The 18,215-nt window shown below is 56.6% G+C and carries 14 protein-coding genes and 1 tRNA gene; 13 read left to right on the top strand and 2 right to left on the bottom strand.

The features are described from left to right. The first annotated feature begins 9 nt into the window (after positions 1 to 9). The 3 genes from BN3544_RS03460 (at position 10) to BN3544_RS03470 (ending at position 1,990) form a co-directional block, all read left to right on the top strand. A complete protein-coding gene (locus tag BN3544_RS03460) occupies positions 10 to 444 on the top strand; it encodes a DNA polymerase III subunit chi (RefSeq protein WP_019428783.1) in 435 nt (144 codons plus the stop codon). After that, entirely contained in the window at positions 441 to 731 is a 291-nt protein-coding gene (locus tag BN3544_RS03465; RefSeq protein ID WP_019428784.1) for a hypothetical protein, read from the top strand. Before BN3544_RS03460 ends, BN3544_RS03465 begins: the two co-directional genes overlap by 4 nt. Positions 732 to 823: 92 nt before the next feature. Beyond that, positions 824 to 1,990, top strand: a complete 1,167-nt coding sequence (locus tag BN3544_RS03470) for a branched-chain amino acid ABC transporter substrate-binding protein (RefSeq protein WP_019428785.1) — start codon at positions 824 to 826, stop codon at positions 1,988 to 1,990. 106 nt (positions 1,991 to 2,096) lie between these two features. Here BN3544_RS03470 and BN3544_RS03475 read toward each other — a convergent pair. Continuing rightward, positions 2,097 to 2,187, bottom strand: a tRNA-Ser gene (locus BN3544_RS03475). Between the two features lie 198 nt (positions 2,188 to 2,385). Here BN3544_RS03475 and BN3544_RS03480 point away from each other — a divergent pair. After that, positions 2,386 to 4,659 (top strand): arginine/lysine/ornithine decarboxylase, encoded by a 2,274-nt coding sequence (locus BN3544_RS03480; RefSeq protein ID WP_026036443.1) that lies wholly within the window; start codon positions 2,386 to 2,388, stop codon positions 4,657 to 4,659. Positions 4,660 to 5,081: 422 nt separating this feature from the next. On the opposite strand, the gene fabI is transcribed toward BN3544_RS03480, so the two are convergent. Further along, a complete protein-coding gene (gene fabI / locus BN3544_RS03485; protein ID WP_019428787.1) occupies positions 5,082 to 5,897 on the bottom strand; it encodes an enoyl-ACP reductase FabI in 816 nt (271 codons plus the stop codon). A gap of 37 nt (positions 5,898 to 5,934) precedes the next feature. Here fabI and BN3544_RS03490 point away from each other — a divergent pair, with 37 nt between their 5' ends. The 9 genes from BN3544_RS03490 (at position 5,935) to truB (ending at position 18,215) form a co-directional block, all read left to right on the top strand. Then, positions 5,935 to 7,860 carry an extracellular solute-binding protein gene (locus BN3544_RS03490; RefSeq protein WP_155820320.1) on the top strand — a complete coding sequence of 642 codons (1,926 nt, stop codon included), beginning with the start codon at positions 5,935 to 5,937 and terminating at the stop codon, positions 7,858 to 7,860. Positions 7,861 to 7,863: 3 nt separating this feature from the next. Next, the gene (locus BN3544_RS03495) at positions 7,864 to 8,901 is read left to right on the top strand and encodes a microcin C ABC transporter permease YejB (protein WP_019428789.1); all 1,038 of its coding nucleotides are present in this window, start codon (positions 7,864 to 7,866) and stop codon (positions 8,899 to 8,901) included. Continuing rightward, a complete protein-coding gene (locus BN3544_RS03500; RefSeq protein WP_019428790.1) occupies positions 8,898 to 9,953 on the top strand; it encodes an ABC transporter permease in 1,056 nt (351 codons plus the stop codon). The genes BN3544_RS03495 and BN3544_RS03500 overlap by 4 nt, the downstream gene beginning before the upstream one ends. Continuing rightward, positions 9,950 to 11,563 carry an ABC transporter ATP-binding protein gene (locus BN3544_RS03505; RefSeq protein ID WP_019428791.1) on the top strand — a complete coding sequence of 538 codons (1,614 nt, stop codon included), beginning with the start codon at positions 9,950 to 9,952 and terminating at the stop codon, positions 11,561 to 11,563. Before BN3544_RS03500 ends, BN3544_RS03505 begins: the two co-directional genes overlap by 4 nt. Before the next feature lie 151 nt (positions 11,564 to 11,714). Continuing rightward, complete coding sequence (gene rimP / locus BN3544_RS03510; RefSeq protein ID WP_019428792.1) at positions 11,715 to 12,278, top strand: ribosome maturation factor RimP; 564 nt, start codon at positions 11,715 to 11,717, stop codon at positions 12,276 to 12,278. A 71-nt stretch (positions 12,279 to 12,349) separates the two neighbouring features. After that, the gene (gene nusA / locus BN3544_RS03515; protein ID WP_026036444.1) at positions 12,350 to 13,834 is read left to right on the top strand and encodes a transcription termination factor NusA; all 1,485 of its coding nucleotides are present in this window, start codon (positions 12,350 to 12,352) and stop codon (positions 13,832 to 13,834) included. 23 nt (positions 13,835 to 13,857) lie between these two features. Further along, positions 13,858 to 16,857, top strand: a complete 3,000-nt coding sequence (infB, locus tag BN3544_RS03520) for a translation initiation factor IF-2 (RefSeq protein WP_019428794.1) — start codon at positions 13,858 to 13,860, stop codon at positions 16,855 to 16,857. Next, complete coding sequence (rbfA, locus tag BN3544_RS03525; protein ID WP_019428795.1) at positions 16,858 to 17,232, top strand: 30S ribosome-binding factor RbfA; 375 nt, start codon at positions 16,858 to 16,860, stop codon at positions 17,230 to 17,232. A 2-nt stretch (positions 17,233 to 17,234) separates the two neighbouring features. Continuing rightward, positions 17,235 to 18,215 carry a tRNA pseudouridine(55) synthase TruB gene (gene truB / locus BN3544_RS03530; RefSeq protein ID WP_019428796.1) on the top strand — a complete coding sequence of 327 codons (981 nt, stop codon included), beginning with the start codon at positions 17,235 to 17,237 and terminating at the stop codon, positions 18,213 to 18,215.

The following is an 18,215-nucleotide window of genomic DNA, read 5'->3' on the forward strand; positions in this document are numbered from 1 at the left end:
GGGGTGGTGATGACCCGGATTGAATTTCACTTCAACGCGCCAGAACGCTTGCAATATGTTTGCCGACTCTTGCGAAAAGCGCACGGTCGCAACTTGCGTGTGGGCGTGGTGGGCTCCGATGTGGCCTTGCGACAGTTGGACACTGCCTTGTGGGTATTTTCGGAGCTCGACTTTTTGCCGCACAGCATATCGGCCGATACCCAAGACGTGCAGACAGCGTCACCTATCCGGCTGCATGCCGACCCAGCGCAATTGGTCGGGCTCGATGTCTTGGTGAATCTGGGTGATGACGTACCCCAAGGATTTGAGAAATTCGAACGCCTGATTGAAATCGTGGCAACAGATGACCATGGTCGCATGACCGCTCGCCAGCGCTGGCGTCATTACACGGCCCAAGGCTACGATTTGCTGCAACATGATTTGTCCAAAGTTTCTCCACCATGACAGCGCCTGAAATCGAGTATTTGTCTGATAAGACACCTTCGGTCGTACCTGTTTTGAGTACGGTTATTCCTGATTCTCAAATCACAGATGCTTTGCGTGCTGCGCTCGATGCCCGTGAGTTGGAACAAATCACTTTTATGGCTTTGGGTGATGAGTTGGTGCAGTCTTTGCGCCCTGAATTAGAGCGTTTGATTGCCGAATTGGTGCACCGCAGCTTGCGTCAGGCATGGGCCAGTCGTTTCAAACTTGACGGGGACTGCAATGCTCAATATCCCCCCTGTTCCTAAGATAATTTTGGTTTTCCCTAATCCCCAAACGGTTGTTTTTGCAGTATCTTTACGTCTTGCTTAATTGAAGCAAATTATTTTTCGGAGTTTCTATGAAATTTTCTGGTGTGCGTTCTTTGACCCTGGTTTCTGTGGCCGTTGCTGCAGTCGTGTTGGCTGCTTGCGGCAAAAAAGATGCGGCATCTGACGCCACAGTGATCAAGATTGGTCACGTGGGTCCTGTCAGCGGTGCCATTGCTCACTTGGGCAAAGACAACGAAAACGGTGCCCGTATGGCCATCGAAGAACTCAATGCTGCTGGCCTGAAAATCGGTGACAAGGCTGTCAAGTTTGAGTTGTTGGCTGAAGACGATGCCGCCGATCCAAAGCAAGGCACTGCTGCTGCCCAGAAACTGGTCGACGCCAAAGTCAACGGCGTGATCGGTCACTTGAATTCAGGCACCACCATTCCTGCTTCGCAGATCTACAACACAGCAGGTATTCCACAGATCTCCCCATCCGCTACCAACCCCAAGTACACCCGTCAAGGTTACACAGGCGCGTTCCGCGTGGTGGCTGACGACGTGCATTTGGGCGGCACCCTCGGCAAGTACGCTGTGGAAACCCTCAAGGGCAAAAACATCGCTGTGATCGATGACCGTACAGCTTACGGCCAAGGCGTGGCTGAAGAATTCAAGAAGGGTGCGACCGCTGCTGGCGGCACCATCGTCGGTCACGAATTCACCACCGACAAAGCCTCTGACTTCAACTCCATCCTGACCACATTGAAGGCCAAGAAGCCTGACGTCGTGTTCTTCGGCGGCATGGACGCTGTGGCTGGCCCGATGCTGCGCCAGATGAAATCTCTGGGCATTGAAGCCAAATTCTTGGGCGGCGATGGCATCTGCACTTCCGAGTTGGCCAAACTGGCTGGCGACGCCATGAAAGACGATTCGGTCTTCTGTGCTGAAGCCGGTGGTGTTGAAGGCGAGCAAAAAGCCGGCATGGACAAGTTCCGTGCTGACTTCAAAGCCAAGTACAACGCTGATGTTCAGGTGTACGCACCTTACGTTTATGACGCTGTCAAAGTCATGGCCACCGCCATGGTCACAGCAGGTTCTGCTGATCCAGCCAAGTACCTGCCTGCTTTGAAGGCCATCAACTACAAAGGCGTGACTGGCAACATCGCGTTTGACGAAAAAGGCGACATCAAGAATGGCGCTTTGACCTTGTACACCTACAAAGGTGGTGAGCGTTCGCAACTCGCCGTGGTTCGCTGATCTGGCAGCCCCCGCGAGTCGGGGGCTCTTTCATCCAAAGCTTTCTGGCTGATGGATGAACAAACAGACGAAAAAAAGCCTGCACATTGTGCAGGCTTTTTTGTTTTGGCGGAGCAGGCGGGATTCGAACCCGCGGTGGGCTATTAACCCACACACGCTTTCCAGGCGTGCGACTTAAACCACTCATCCACCGCTCCGAAGCGTCGTATTGTAGCAGCGTAAAAACGCTAATCGAGGGCCAGGTTTGCAATTCTTGTTGTGGCGGCCTTGTCAGCAAGCTGCAGGATTTTTGCGTAATTCTGACCTGCATCGCTCAAGCAGCCCTTTTTTGTCCTTAAACTTCGCCTTTGTTTCAATTCCTTTGTCCTTTCTTTGGCGCACAGCCCGACAAGCCCATGAAATTTCGCTTTCCCATCGTCATCATTGACGAAGATTACCGCTCCGAAAACACATCGGGCCTGGGCATTCGGGCTTTGGCCGATGCCATCGTCAGCGAGGGTTTAGAGGTTTTGGGCGTGACCAGTTATGGGGATTTGTCGCAGTTTGCCCAACAGCAAAGCCGGGCCAGTGCTTTCATTTTGTCGATCGACGATGAAGAGTTTTCTCCCGGACCTGATCTGGATCCGGCTGTGATCAATTTGCGGGCGTTTATTGACGAGGTGCGTCGCAAAAATGCCGATGTGCCGATCTACATTTACGGTGAAACAAAAACATCGCGCCATTTGCCCAATGATATTTTGCGCGAGTTGCATGGTTTCATCCACATGTTTGAGGACACGCCCGAATTCGTGGCGCGTCACATCATTCGTGAGGCCAAGAGTTATCTGGAAGGTGTGCAACCGCCTTTCTTCAAAGCCTTGCTTGATTACGCTGAAGACGGTTCTTACTCTTGGCATTGCCCAGGCCATTCCGGTGGCGTGGCTTTCCTGAAGAGCCCCGTGGGTCAGATGTACCACCAGTTTTATGGCGAAAACATGTTGCGTGCCGATGTGTGCAACGCGGTCGAAGAGCTTGGGCAGCTGTTAGACCATAACGGCGCCATTGGAGAGAGCGAGCGCAATGCGGCCCGCATTTTCAATGCAGACCATTGCTTCTTTGTGACCAACGGCACCAGTACATCGAACAAGATTGTTTGGCACCACACGGTGGCTCCAGGTGACGTGGTGGTGGTGGACCGCAACTGCCACAAGTCCATCTTGCATTCGATCATCATGACCGGCGCGATTCCGGTGTTCATGAAGCCCACGCGCAACCACTTCGGGATCATTGGTCCGATCCCCAAAAGCGAGTTTGAGCCCGCAGCCATCATGGCCAAGATCAAGGCCAACCCCTTGCTCAAGGGTGTGGACCCGAAAAAGGTCAAGCCCCGCGTGATGACGCTCACGCAGTCCACCTATGACGGTGTGCTCTACAACACCGAAACCATCAAAAGCATGCTCGATGGCTATGTGGAAAACCTGCACTTTGACGAAGCCTGGCTGCCGCACGCGGCTTTCCACCCGTTTTATGGCCCTTACCATTCGATGGGCAAAAAGCGCGCACGTCCGAAAGAGTCGATGGTGTACGCCACACAATCCATTCACAAGTTGCTGGCAGGCATCAGCCAAGCCAGCCATGTGCTGGTGCAAGACGCGCAAAACACCAAGCTGGACCGCCCGCTGTTCAACGAGGCGTACCTGATGCACACCTCGACCAGTCCGCAGTACAGCATCATTGCCAGCTGCGATGTGGCCGCTGCCATGATGGAGCCGCCAGGCGGCACGGCTCTGGTCGAAGAAAGCATTGCCGAAGCCCTGGATTTCCGCCGTGCCATGCGAAAAATCGATGCCGAGTACGGCAAAGACTGGTGGTTCAAGGTCTGGGGGCCTGAGAAGTTTGCCGAAGAAGGCATTGGCCGCGCCGATGACTGGATCTTGCGCAATGATCCGCGCAAGAAGGCCAGCAAGTGGCACGGCTTTGGCCAACAGCTGGCGGATGGCTTCAATATGCTTGACCCGATCAAGTCAACCATCGTCACGCCGGGTTTGGATTTGGATGGCAAGTTTGACAAGACCGGCATCCCAGCCTCGATCGTCAGCAAGTTCTTGACCGAGCATGGTGTGGTGGTCGAGAAAACCGGCCTGTACAGCTTCTTCATCATGTTCACGATCGGCATCACCAAGGGCCGCTGGAACACGCTGCTGACGGCTTTGCAGCAGTTCAAGGACGAGTACGCGAAGAACCAGCCGATGTGGAAAATCATGCCGGAGTTCTGCCAGAAGCACCCGCGTTATGAGCGCATGGGTTTGCGCGATCTGTGCCAGCACGTGCACGAGATGTACGCCAAGTACGACATCGCCCGCCTGACCACCGAGATGTATTTGTCGGATCTGGCTCCGGCCATGCGTCCGTCTGATGCGTATGCCCACATCGCACAGCGCAAGACCGAGCGCGTAGAAATTGATCACTTGGAAGGCCGCATCACGGTGGGCTTGGTCACGCCTTACCCGCCCGGCATCCCGCTGTTGATTCCAGGCGAAGTCTTCAACAAGAAGATCGTGGACTACCTCAAATTCGCCCGCGAATTCAATGAGAAGTGCCCTGGGTTCGAGACGGACATCCACGGTTTGGTGGAGATCAAGGACGAGGATGGCAAGAAGCGGTACTTTGCGGATTGTGTGAAGGCTTAAACCCTGCGTTGGGTGTGTGGCTCTTCGGGTCTGGGCTAAGTGGGATAGCATGTGAGTTGGGGCCCTGTGCGATGGCTCAGAGGCGCTTCGCTTTGCCACATCGCCCCCGCACAGGGCCCCAACTCACCTGAGGGGGAGAATTGAAAAAGCGACCTAGGCCGCTTTTTCAATTCCGGAGGATGCGCCGGTTCAGTGCCGATTGTGAGCGCCTGCAGCCCATCGCTCACGCTTGACCACGCCAGTGTGTGTGCAGTGCGACGAATTCCACCAAGCCCATCGTCACATGAACACCTGCTTAGCCTGAGGCAAGGCGGGCGCTGAACCGGGCGATTTGGCGAGCGAAGCGAGTTATGAGCCCGGGCAGCGCCCGCCTTGTCTCAGGCGGTCTTAAAAACGGCCCATAACCAGGGCTCAGAACACCATCATTCAGCCGCAGCAGGCTCCGCAATCCCACCGACGACCTGGCTGAAACCACCGTCCACATACGTGATCTCTGCGGTCACGCCGGCTGCCAAGTCGCTCAACAAGAACGCCGCCACATTGCCCACATCGTCAATGGTCACGTTGCGGCGAATCGGCGAAGCCTCAGCTACCACCGACAAAATCTTGCCAAAACCTTTGATGCCGCTGGCGGCCAGGGTCTTGATGGGGCCTGCCGAGATGCCATTGGCCCGCAGGCCACGATTTTGGCTGCCCAGTGATTCAGCCAAGTAGCGCACCGACGCTTCCAGGCTGGCCTTGGCCAAACCCATCGTGTTGTAGTTGGGCACGGTGCGGATCGCGCCGAGATAAGTCAGGGTCAGCACGGCCGACTTGTCGTTCAAGTAAGGCAGGGCTGCTTTGGCCATGGCAGGGAAGCTGTAGGCGCTGATGTCGTGCGCGATCTTGAAGCCTTCACGTGACAGACCGTCCAAAAAGTCGCCTGCAATGGCTTCGCGCGGGGCATAGCCAATCGCGTGCACAAAGCCGTCGATCTTGGGCCAAGTGGCTGACAAATCGGTGAACAGCTTTTCGATCTGCTCGTCACTGCCCACGTCGCAGTCAAAAATCAACTTGGAATCAAAGTCGGCTGCGAACTCGGTGATGCGGTCCTTGAAGCGTTCGCCCACGTAGCTGAATGCCAGCTCGGCGCCTTGCGCGTGGCAGGCCTTGGCGATGCCATAGGCGATCGAGCGGTTGGACAACACGCCGGTGATCAACAGCTTTTTGCCCGACAGAAATCCTGTTTTTGTAGTCATGTCTTCAACTCCTGGAAAATGTGTGCAGAATTGTCGCATGCGAAGACCCATGGCCCGATTTTGGACTCACTGCTTGCTGGCCTTCGGGCTCTGGACGACGGCCACCGCGTGGGCGGCGCATGCCTATGCGCAGTTTGGCGACATTCGCTACCCCGCTGGTTTTGCCCACTTCTCTTATGTGAACCCTGCGGCACCCAAAGGCGGTGAGATCGTTTTGGTGCCTCCTACGCGGCAATCCAACTTTGACAAATACAACCCCTTCACCCTCAAAGGCAGCGCGCCCCCGGCCATGCTGAGCATGTTGTTTGACACCTTGCTGGTGGGCAATATGGACGAGCCGACCACGGCTTATGGTTTGCTGGCTTCGGACATTCAGGTGGCGTCTGACCGCATGTCAGTGACTTTTCAGATCCATCCGCAAGCCCGCTTTCACAATGGAGACCCGGTCTTGGCCGCTGATGTGCGCCACACCTTTGAACGCCTGACCAGCAAGCAAGCGGCCCCACAGTACCGCACCTATTTTTCTGAGGTCAAAGCCGCCACGGTTGTGGGCGAGCGCAGTATTCGATTTGATTTTGTCCGGCCCAACAGCGAACTGCCCTTGATCGTGGGCAGCTTGCCGGTGTTCAGCCAAAAGTGGGGTCTACAAGGCAAAGTGCACACGCCGCTGGATCAGATGGTCATGGAGGTTCCCATCGCGTCAGGCCCTTACCGCGTCGGTCCTGTGCAATTTGGCAAAGACATCACCTATGTGCGCGACACGGCTTATTGGGCCAAAGACCTGAATGTGCGCAAGGGCCTGTTCAACTTTGACCGCATCACCTACAAAATTTACAAAGACAGCACCGCGCAGCTCGAAGCCTTCAAGGCGGGCGAGTTCGATTACATGCAGTCATTCATTGCGCGGGAGTGGGCCAGGGCCTTCACGGGCCGTGCATTCGAGCGCGGCGAGTTGATCAAGGCCGAGTTGCCGCACGGCAATGCGGGCGACTTTCAGGGCTTTCAGTTCAACCTGCGCCGCGACAAGTTCAAGGATGTGCGTGTGCGCCAAGCGATCGCGCTGGCCATGGACTTTGAGTGGTTGAATCGCCAGCTGTTTTACAACGCCTACAGCCGCGTGCGTGGGTACTTTGTGGCCAGCGACTTCGAGGCCAAAGGCCGACCCGGCAACGATGAATTGGCTTTGCTGCAGCCTTTGAAGGCCAAGTTGCCTGCCGCTGTGTTCGAGCAGGATGTGCCCCAGCCGCCCAAGACGGATCTGGCTGTCGATTCTGGGCACACCTTGCGCGACCACCTGCGCCAAGCGCGCGATTTGCTGAAGGATGCCGGTTGGACTTACCGCGATGGCGCTTTGCGCAACGCCACTGGCCAGGCGCTGACGCTCGAATTTTTGGACAGTTCGGGTTCCATGGGGCGTGTGGTCACCCCGTTTGCCAAAAACCTGGAAAAGCTGGGCATTCAGGTGCAGTACAAAGTGATCGACTTTGCGTTGCTGCAAAAACGCATGGACGTGTTTGACTTTGACATCGTCAGCAACCGCACCGTGGGCAGTGAAGCGCCAGGCACTGAATTGCTGGAGCGCTTTGGTAGCAAGTCAGCCGATGTCGAAGGCTCGGGCAATGTGCTGGGCCTGAAAGACCCAGCCGTTGATGCACTGCTGGACAAAGTGGTGAGCGCCACCACCCGCCCCGAGTTGGTCGCCAGTTTGCGGGCGCTGGACCGCGTGTTGCGCCACGGCCATTACGTGGTGCCGCATTGGTATGGTGCGGTGCACCGTGTGTCTTGGCGCGACGCTGCCTTTGCGCGGCCTGCCCATTTGCCTCGTTATTACCAACCAGAGACCTTGGTCACTTCGGTCTGGTGGTCCAAGCGGGCGGGGGCGGCGCCTGGAGCCTTGTCCACAAGCGTCATTGCGCCGTCCAACGCAGCTGTCGGCGATGCCGCTGACAAGAAAGGCCCTTGATCCATGCTGGCCTACATTTTCAAACGCTTGTTGTGGATGGTGCCCACCTTGTTGGGCGTTTTGTTGATGACTTTTGCGGTGATCCAGTTTGTGCCCGGTGGTCCGGTGGAACAAATGGTGGCCCAATTGCAAGGGCGCGATACGGGCGGGGAGGGCGCCGCTGCTGCGGGCAGTGCTTACCGGGGCCGACAAGGCGTGGATGCAGCCCGCATTGCCGAGATCAAAACCCTTTATGGTTTTGACAAGCCACCCACGGAGCGCTTTTGGATGATGCTCAAACAATTTGCACAGTTCGATCTGGGCAAAAGTTTTTTCTACCCCAAAGACGTTTGGGGCCTGATCCAAGAAAAACTGCCGGTCTCGATCAGCTTGGGCTTGTGGACGTTTTTCCTCAGTTACCTGGTGTCAGTGCCTTTGGGCATTGCCAAGGCCGTGCGTGCGGGCACGCGCTTTGACACGCTCACCAGCTTGCTGGTGCTGGTCGGTTACGCGATTCCGGGCTTTGTGCTGGGGGTGGCATTGCTGGTGGTCTTTGGTGGGCAGTTGCAATGGTTTCCTCTGCGTGGCCTGACTTCGTCCAACTGGGAGCAATTGAGTTGGGGGGCCAAAGTGGTCGACTACCTGTGGCACATCGCCCTGCCGGTCACGGCCAGTGTGCTGGGTTCTTTTGCGGTCATCACCATGCTGACCAAGAACGCATTTTTGGAAGAAATCCGCAAGCAATACGTACTGACAGCCCGTGCCAAAGGCTTGAGCGAGAACAGGGTGCTTTACCGCCATGTCATGCGCAACGCTTTGATCCCGCTGGTCACTGGTTTTCCTGCCGCTTTCATCGGGGCATTTTTCACCGGCTCTTTGTTGATCGAAACCTTGTTCTCGCTCGACGGTCTGGGTTTGCTCAGCTACGAATCGGTCATTCGGCGTGACTATCCGGTGGTGCTGGGCACTTTGTATTTGTTCACCCTGATTGGCTTGGTGACCAAGCTCGTCAGTGACCTTTGTTATGTGTGGGTGGACCCCCGCGTGAAGTTCGACACATGAGCGCATCTGCAACTTCTTGTTTGGCACCTCAGGCCTCGCCATCGGCCCGAGCTTGGCAGCGCTTCAAGGGCAACCGCCTGGGTTTGGGAAGTCTGCTCATTTTTGTCACCCTGTTCTTTCTTAGCCTGGGGGCCGAGTTCTTGTCGAACGACAAACCGCTGGTCGTGCGCTTTCAGGGTCAGTGGTACTTTCCAGTCGTGCAGACCTTGCCCGAAAAGCTGTTCGGTGGCGACTTTGAAACCCCCGCCGATTACCTGGACCCTTTCATCCAGCAACAACTGAGCAAGGATGGCAACTGGGCTTTGCAAGCGCCAAACCCCTACCACCACAGCACGCTCGATTACTTTGCCCCTCTGCCCAACCCTGCGCCACCCAGTGCACGCAACTGGCTGGGCACCGACGACCGCGGGCGCGATGTATTGGCACGTTTGCTGTACGGGTTTCGCGTGTCCGTTTTGTTCGCATTGGCCTTGACCATCTTTGGCGTGTTGCTGGGTGTGTTGACGGGGGCTGTGCAAGGTTTCTTTGCGGGCAAGATCGATCTGGTGTTCCAGCGGTTTATCGAAATCTGGAGCGCCATGCCTGAGCTGTATTTGCTCATCATCTTCTCGGCGGTGTTCGAGCCCAGCGTGGGTTTGTTGCTGGTCCTGTTAAGTCTGTTTGGCTGGATGGGCTTGTCCGACTATGTGCGGGCCGAGTTCTTGCGCAACCGCCAACTCGATTACGTCAAGTCGGCTCGTGCTCTGGGTTTGGGGCATTGGCAAATCATGTGGCGGCACGTGCTGCCCAACAGCATGACCCCGGTAGTCACCTTTTTGCCCTTCCGCATGAGTGGCGCCATTCTGGCTTTGACATCGCTTGATTTTTTGGGTCTGGGGGTTCCACCCGGCACACCGTCTTTGGGTGAACTGCTCGCTCAAGGCAAAAACAACATCGATGCTTGGTGGATTTCGATCTCTACCTTTGGGGTGTTGGTGGTGACCTTGCTGCTGCTCACCTTTATGGGCGATGCCTTGCGTGACGCGCTGGACCCGCGAAAGGTGGACGCATGAACGCGAACCCAAGTCAGCCTTTGCTGGAGTTGAAAGACCTGGATGTGGCCTTCGCCGGGCAGTCGGTGGTGCAAGGTGTGAATCTGAGCATTCGCGCCGGTGAGCGTGTGGCCTTGGTTGGGGAGTCGGGCTCGGGCAAGTCGGTCACGGCCTTGTCTGTGCTGCGTTTGCTGGAGTCGGCAAAGCTGACGGGCCAGGTGATGTGGCAAGGGCGAGATTTGTTGCAACAGTCGCCTGCCGAGATGCAGCGCATCCGAGGCGACGAGATCGCCATGATTTTTCAGGAGCCGATGACCGCGCTCAACCCTTTGATGACGGTGGGGCAGCAAATCTCGGAGGTGCTGCAACTCAAAAAAGGGCTGACCCGGCGCGACGCCGATGCCCGCGCCGTGCAGTGGTTGCTTGATACCGGTATAGATGACCCGCGCCGTCGCTTTAGCGCTTATCCTCATGAACTTTCGGGGGGCCAAAGGCAGCGCGCCATGATGGCCATGGCTGTGGCTTCAGAGCCCCAATTGCTGCTGGCCGATGAGCCAACCACCGCTCTGGACGCCAGTCTGCGCTTGCAAATGCTGAATTTGTTGGCCGATTTGCAACAAAAAACCGGCATGGCTGTGCTCTTGATCACCCATGACCTGGCCTTGGTTCGCCACTTCACCGACCATGTGGCTGTCATGGAAAAAGGCCGCTTGGTGGAGCAGGGCACTTTGTCGGAGGTGTTTGCGCGACCGCAGCACCCGTACACCCAAAAGCTGCTGGACAGTCGACCCAGCCGGGAAGGTTTGGTGCATGTGTCTGCCCATTCTGCTGCCAAGCCACTGCTCGAAGCCAAAGGCTTGCGGGTCCGATACCCCATGGCGGTGCCTGGCGTGCGGGCTTGGTTTCAAAAAAACCATTTCACGGCCGTGCACGGCGCCGACTTCAGCATCATGCCGGGCAGCACCTTGGGTGTGATGGGCGAGTCGGGCTCAGGCAAGTCCAGCTTGGCGCAAGCGGTTCTTGGCTTAATCCCTTTTGATGGAGCGTTGTCCTTTGGCGGGCAGACCTGGCAAAACATCCCCGCACGCGACAAAGCGCTGCGGCGGCGTGTCCAGGTGGTTTTTCAGGACCCTTATGGCAGCTTGTCACCGCGCATGACGGTGGGCGAAATCGTCTCTGAGGGGCTTCGCCTGCACCATGCTCAGGCCTCTGCAAGCCAAATCGAGGCCCAGGTTTTGACCACTTTGGCCGAAGTCGGTCTGAGCATTGCAGCATTTCCGGATTTGCTCAGCCGATACCCTCACTCGTTCTCGGGCGGCCAAAGGCAACGCATTGCTTTGGCGAGGGCCTTGGTTGTAGGCCCTGATTTACTGGTGCTGGACGAACCCACCAGCGCACTGGATGTGACGGTTCAAAAGCAAATCCTGAAATTACTGCAAGAATTGCAGACCAAGCGCGGCATGGCTTATTTGTTGATCACCCACGATATCGACGTTTTGCGTGCCATGGCCCACCAAGTGATGGTGCTTCAGGAGGGGCGAATCGTTGAGGCGGGACCGGCCGAGCAAGTTCTGCATGAGTCGCGCCACGCCTACACCCGTAGTTTGCTGGCAGCCTTTCCAAACGAGTGAATTTCACGGTAAACAGAGCTTCATTTTCCTTAGAAATCACGCACTTAGCGCGTTTTTCGGCTAGAATACTCGCTTCACGACCAAACGGGCGGGTTTTCACCGCCCGTTTTTTTTGGGTCTTTCTTTTTTAACGTTGATATTTCGAAGCTCTGTGGCACTGCAGCAAATTGTTCAAGAAACCGTGACTGGACTGGGTTATGACCTGGTTGAGATTGACCGCACTGCGGGCGGCTTGCTGCGCATCACCATCGACTGGCCATGGCAGCCCGGTTCAGAGCCCTTCATCAACGTAGAAGACTGCGAAAAAGTCAATCGGCAACTGCAGTTCGCCCTCGAAGTCGATGGCGTTGCTTACAACCGGCTTGAGGTGTCCTCGCCCGGTATTGACCGCCCTTTGCGTCATGAAAAAGATTTTGAGCGTTTTGTCGGTGAGCTGATCGACCTCACCCTCAAGGCCCCGATGGGTGAAAACGCAGGCGGTCTTGTCAGTGCCAGCCGCAAAAAGTTTCGCGGCACCCTTGAGCGAACCGCCGCAGGTGATGGTTGGCAAATCGTCTGGAGTGACGAGCCCGTCGGTAAGCCCGGTCAAAGAATCAGTAAAAAACGAGTCCCTGCGCCTTTGCATGCGCTGGGTTTCACATTGGATGAGTTGCGCGAGGCCCGTTTGGCGCCCGTGGTGGATTTCAAAGGGCGCAAGCCAAAGGTTGAAGCCTGACCGGTGTGTCGGGCTTTGCGCATTTTTATCGGGTCTGAACCGCAGACCCAGTGGAACAGGAGAGTCAAGTCATGAATCGCGAAATGTTGATGTTGGTCGAAGCCATCTCACGTGAAAAGAACGTTGAGCGCGACGTGGTGTTTGGTGCCGTGGAAGCCGCTTTGGCCCAAGCGACCAAAAAACTGTATGCCGGTGAAGTGGACATCCGCGTTGCGGTGGACCGCGACAACGGCAATTACGAAACTTTCCGCCGCTGGCACGTGGTCCCCGATGAAGCCGGTCTTCAGTTGCCCGAGCAAGAAATCTTGTTGTTCGAGGCCAAAGAGCAAATCCCGGACATCGAAGTCGACGAGTACATCGAAGAGGCGATCGAGTCTTTGCCTATTGGCCGAATTGGCGCCATGGCGGCCAAGCAGGTCATCTTGCAAAAAATCCGTGACGCCGAGCGCGAAATGCTGCTCAACGACTTCATGTCGCGCGGCGAGAAGATTTTTGTCGGCACCGTCAAGCGCATGGACAAGGGCGACATCATCTGCGAAGCAGGCCGCATTGAAGGCCGCCTGCGCCGCAGCGAAATGATCCCCAAGGAAAACCTGCGCAGTGGCGATCGTGTGCGCGCCATGATCATGGAAGTGGACTTGACCTTGCGCGGCGCGCCGATCTTGCTGTCGCGTTCTGCCCCCGAGTTCATGATCGAGTTGTTCCGTCAGGAAGTGCCCGAGATTGAGCAGGGCTTGCTGGAAATCAAAACCTGCGCTCGTGACCCAGGCTCACGCGCCAAGATCGCTGTGTTGTCGCATGACAAGCGTGTTGACCCGATTGGCACCTGCGTCGGTGTGCGTGGCACCCGCGTCAATGCTGTGACCAACGAATTGGCCGGTGAGCGCGTCGACATCGTGTTGTGGAGTGAAGACCCGGCACAGTTCGTGATCGGTGCCTTGGCCCCGGCCAACGTTCAGTCCATCGTGGTGGACGAAGAAAAGCACGCTATGGACGTCGTGGTGGACGAAGAAAACCTGGCGATTGCGATTGGCCGTGGTGGTCAAAACGTGCGCCTGGCTTCTGACCTCACGGGCTGGAAGATCAACATCATGGACGCTGCTGAGTCTGCCCAGAAGCAGGCCGAAGAAACCACCGGTATCCGTCAGTTGTTCATGGAAAAGCTCGATGTGGACCAAGAAATTGCCGACATCCTGATTGGTGAAGGTTTCACCAGCCTGGAGGAAGTGGCTTATGTGCCAATCCAGGAAATGCAAGAGATCGAGAGCTTCGACGAAGACACCATCAACGAGTTGCGTACGCGTGCCAAAGACGCGTTGCTGACCCTTGAGATTGCACGTGAAGAGAGCGTTGAAGACGTTTCTCAGGATTTGCGTGACTTGCCAGGCTTGACGCCTGAGCTGATTTCCAAGCTGGTTGAAGCGGGTATTCAAACCCGTGACGATTTGGCTGACTTGGCCACCGATGAACTGACTGACATCACTGCTCAGACAGCTGAAGAGGCGACCGCCCTGATCATGAAAGCCCGCGAACATTGGTTCGCTGGCCAGGCCTGAAGCTATGGAGGCTTGAACACAATATGTCCAGTACCACTGTTGCCGAGTTCGCAAACGAACTCAAAAAATCTGCCGATGTCCTGCTTGATCAATTGCGATCAGCCGGTGTTGCCAAAGCTTCGGACAGCGATACGCTGAACGATGCTGACAAACAAAAATTGCTCAGTTATCTGCAAGCGAGCCACGGCACCGTGGCCGGTGACCGCAAAAAAATCACCTTGGTTAAAAAGTCAACCAGCGAGATCAAGCAGGCCGACGCTTCTGGCAAAGCCCGCACGATCCAAGTGGAAGTGCGTAAAAAACGCACCCTGATCAAACGCGATGACGAGCCGGTGCAAGAGGCCCAAGTTGAAGAGCCGCAAGAGCCCGTGATCGACCATGCTGATCTGGCTCGCCGCGAAGAAGAAGCACGCCGTCAGGCCGAACTGATTCGCCGCCAGGAAGAAGAGCTGGTTGAAAAGCGACGTGTGCGCGAAGAACAAGAAGCTCAGCAACGCGCTGAGTTGGCAGCACAAGAGGCCAAAGCCCGTGCTGAGGCGCAGTCTTTGGCCGATGCAGCCGCTTTGGCCGCAGGTCAGGCCGTTCCAGCCAAGCCTCAATTGAGCCGCGAAGAGCGTGAGCAATTGGCCCGCGCAGAAGCCGCCAGCATCAATGCAGCATCGCAAGTGAAAACCGCACCGGTTGCTCCAGCAGCGCCTGTTATTTCTGCCGAAAACGTTGCCGCTGCAAAAGCCGCGCAAGTCGCAGAAGCGGCTGCTGCTAAAGCCAAAGCTGACCAAGAAGCACGCGAAGCTGCTGCGCAAAAAGCGGCCGCTGACTCGAAGGCCAAAGCCGACGAAGACACCGCCCGTGCTGCCGATCTTGACTCGCGTCGTCGCAAGGCCTTGGCCGAAGCCGAAGCCATTCGGACCATGATGAATGCCCCTAAAAAGGTATTGGTTGCCAAAAAAGAAGAGCCCAAGGTTGAGCCAAAAGCGGCTGTCAAAGGCACTTTGCACAAACCAGTTGGAACACCCGCACCCGGTGCACGTGCTGCTGCTGCGCAAGCCGCTGCACCTGCGGGTCCGGCCGGCAACAAAGAAGTCAAATCTGCCAAACTGTCATCCAGTTGGGCGGGTGATCCAGCCAAAAAGAAAGCCATCCCAACCCGCGGCGACAGCAGCGGTGGTGTGGGGCGCAACAACTGGCGCGGCGGTCCACGCGGTCGCCGTGGCAATGAGCGCGATCGCGACGATTCGCACACACAACAGGCCCCCGCAGAAGTGCGTGTGCTCGAAGTGCACGTGCCAGAAACCATCACAGTGGCCGAATTGGCCCACAAAATGGCCATCAAGGCTTCCGAAGTCATCAAGCACTTGATGAAGCTCGGCCAGATGGCCACGATGAACCAGCCGTTGGACCAAGATACCGCCATGATCGTGGTGGAAGAAATGGGTCACAAGGCCGTGATTGCTGCGCTGGACGATCCAGAAGCGTTCACCGATGACGAAGTGTCGGAACAAAACGCCGAGTCTTTGCCGCGCGCTCCTGTGGTTACCGTCATGGGTCACGTTGACCACGGTAAAACCTCGTTGCTGGACTATATTCGCCGAGCCAAAGTGGCTTCGGGTGAAGCCGGTGGCATCACACAGCACATTGGTGCTTACCACGTTGAGACGCCTCGCGGCATGATTTCTTTTCTGGACACCCCCGGTCACGAGGCCTTTACGGCCATGCGTGCCCGTGGTGCGCAAGCCACCGACATCGTCATCCTTGTGGTGGCCGGTGACGACGGTGTGATGCCCCAGACCAAAGAAGCCATCAAACACGCCAAAGCGGCCGGTGTGCCGATCGTGGTCGCCATCAACAAGATGGACAAGCCCGATGCCAACATTGAGCGTGTTCGCAGTGAATTGATCGCTGAAGAAGTGGTGCCCGAAGAATTCGGTGGCGACTCTCCTTTCGTCTCTGTCTCTGCCAAAACAGGCATGGGCATCGATGCCTTGTTGGAGCAAGTGCTTTTGCAAGCCGAAGTGCTGGAACTCAAAGCGCCGGTGCAAGCCGCTGCCAAGGGTCTGGTCATCGAGGCTCGTCTGGACAAAGGTCGTGGTCCTGTGGCCACCATCTTGGTGCAGTCCGGTACTTTGAATACAGGCGATGTGGTGTTGGCAGGCCAGACCTTTGGCCGCGTGCGCGCCATGCTGGACGAAAACGGTGCCGCCATCAAGTCGGCAGGCCCATCGATTCCAGTCGAAATTCAAGGTCTGACCGAAGTGCCACAAGCCGGTGACGAGTTCATGGTCATGGGCGACGAGCGCCGGGCCCGCGAAATCGCAACTTACCGAGCCGGTAAATTCCGCAACACCAAGCTGGCCAAGCAACAAGCTGCCAAGCTCGAAAACATGTTTACAGACATGTCTGCGGGCGAAGTCAAGATGCTGCCGATCATCATCAAGGCCGACGTGCAGGGTTCGCAAGAAGCCTTGGGCGCATCCTTGCTCAAGCTGTCGACCGAAGAAGTCAAAGTGCAGTTGGTTTACTCTGGCGTGGGCGGTATCAGCGAATCCGACATCAACCTGGCGATTGCTTCCAAGGCGATCGTGATCGGTTTCAACGTGCGTGCCGATGCCGGTGCGCGTAAGTTGGCCGAAGGCAATGGCGTTGATTTGCATTACTACAACATCATTTATGACGCTGTGGACGAGCTCAAGGCGGCCATGTCGGGCATGTTGGCACCCGAGCAACGCGAAGAAATCATGGGTATGGCCGAGATTCGCACTGTGTTCGTGGCCTCCAAGATCGGTACGGTTGCAGGTTGTATGGTCACTTCGGGTCAAGTCACCCGCAGCGCCAAGTTCCGTCTGCTGCGCGACAACGTGGTCATCTACACCGGCGAGCTCGATTCGCTCAAGCGACTCAAGGACGACGTGCGCGAAGTCAAAGAAGGCTTCGAGTGCGGTATCAAGCTCAAGAACTACAACGACATCAAAGAAGGCGATTACCTCGAATTCTTCGACGTCAAGGAAATTGCGAGAACGCTGTAAATGGCGCGCAAGAAGCAATCGTCCGTTCCCAATCGCGGTTTCCGCGTGGCCGACCAGATCCAGCGCGATTTGGCCGAGTTGATCTCACGCGAGTTGAAAGACCCGCGTGTGGGCATGATCACGATCAACGCGATTGAGGTGACGCCCGATTACGCGCATGCCAAGGTCTATTTCAGTGTCTTGACGGGCAATCCCGAAGAGGCCACTGAAGGGTTGAACGCGGCTGCGGGTTTTCTGCGCAATGGCTTGTTCAAGCGTTTGCATATCCACACTGTGCCGACATTGCATTTCTTGTTTGACCGCACGACCGAGCGCGCGTCCGATATGAATGCGCTGATCGCCAAAGCGGTGTCGTCTCGCGCCCAAGAGGACTGAGCATGAACGCGCCACGCACCAGGGTGCAGCGGCGCCCTGTGCACGGGGTGCTGTTGCTTGATAAACCGCTGGGTCTTTCCAGCAACCAAGCTTTGCAAAAAGCCAAGTGGTTGTTGCGGGCCGAGAAAGCAGGGCACACGGGGACGCTGGACCCGTTGGCAAGCGGTGTATTGCCTTTGTGTTTCGGTGCCGCAACCAAATTCAGTCAGCAGCATCTGGATGCCGACAAGACTTACGAGACCACGGTGCGTCTGGGGCTGAAAACCAGCACAGCTGACGCTGAGGGTTACGTGATTGAAGCGCGTGAGGTGCGTTGCACCCCAGGCCAAGTGGTGGAGGTGCTGGACCGGTTCATGGGACCGATTAGCCAAGTTCCACCGATGCACAGTGCCTTGAAGAAGGACGGCAAGGCCTTGTACGAATATGCCCGCAAGGGCGAAACCGTTGAGCGCGAAGCGCGCAACGTGGTGATACATGATCTGGATTTGCTGGACATGCAACTGCAAGGCGATGTGCCTTTTTTGCGCTTGCGTGTGCGTTGCAGCAAAGGCACCTACATCAGGACTCTGGGCGAAGACATCGCCGAGGCCTTGGGTTGTGGCGGCCACTTAAGCGCATTGCGCCGTGTGGTCACCGGTCCTTTTGTGGCATCACAGTGCGTGACGCTGCAAGATCTGGAAGCGATGGATGAAGTCAAGCGCCTCGGTGCTTTGCTGCCAGTCGATGTTTTGTTGCCAGGCTACACAGAAGTGAGCCTGGACAGCGACAGCACTGGTCGTTTTTTGAATGGGGTGCGCAGACGCGGCCCTTGGGTTGATTGTGATCAAGTCGTGGTGTATGGAGAACATCCTCGTGCCTTGCTGGGAACAGCTGTTGTGCATGGCGGCGAATTGGTTCCGGGTCGATTGTTGAGCCCGATCGAAATTCAACAGATTTTGGAAAAATCACCTGCCACCGAGCCGTTGCTGGCCGAGCAGGTTTAA

The organism is Limnohabitans sp. Rim47 (assembly GCF_001517545.1).
Classification (GTDB): domain Bacteria; phylum Pseudomonadota; class Gammaproteobacteria; order Burkholderiales; family Burkholderiaceae_C; genus Limnohabitans_A.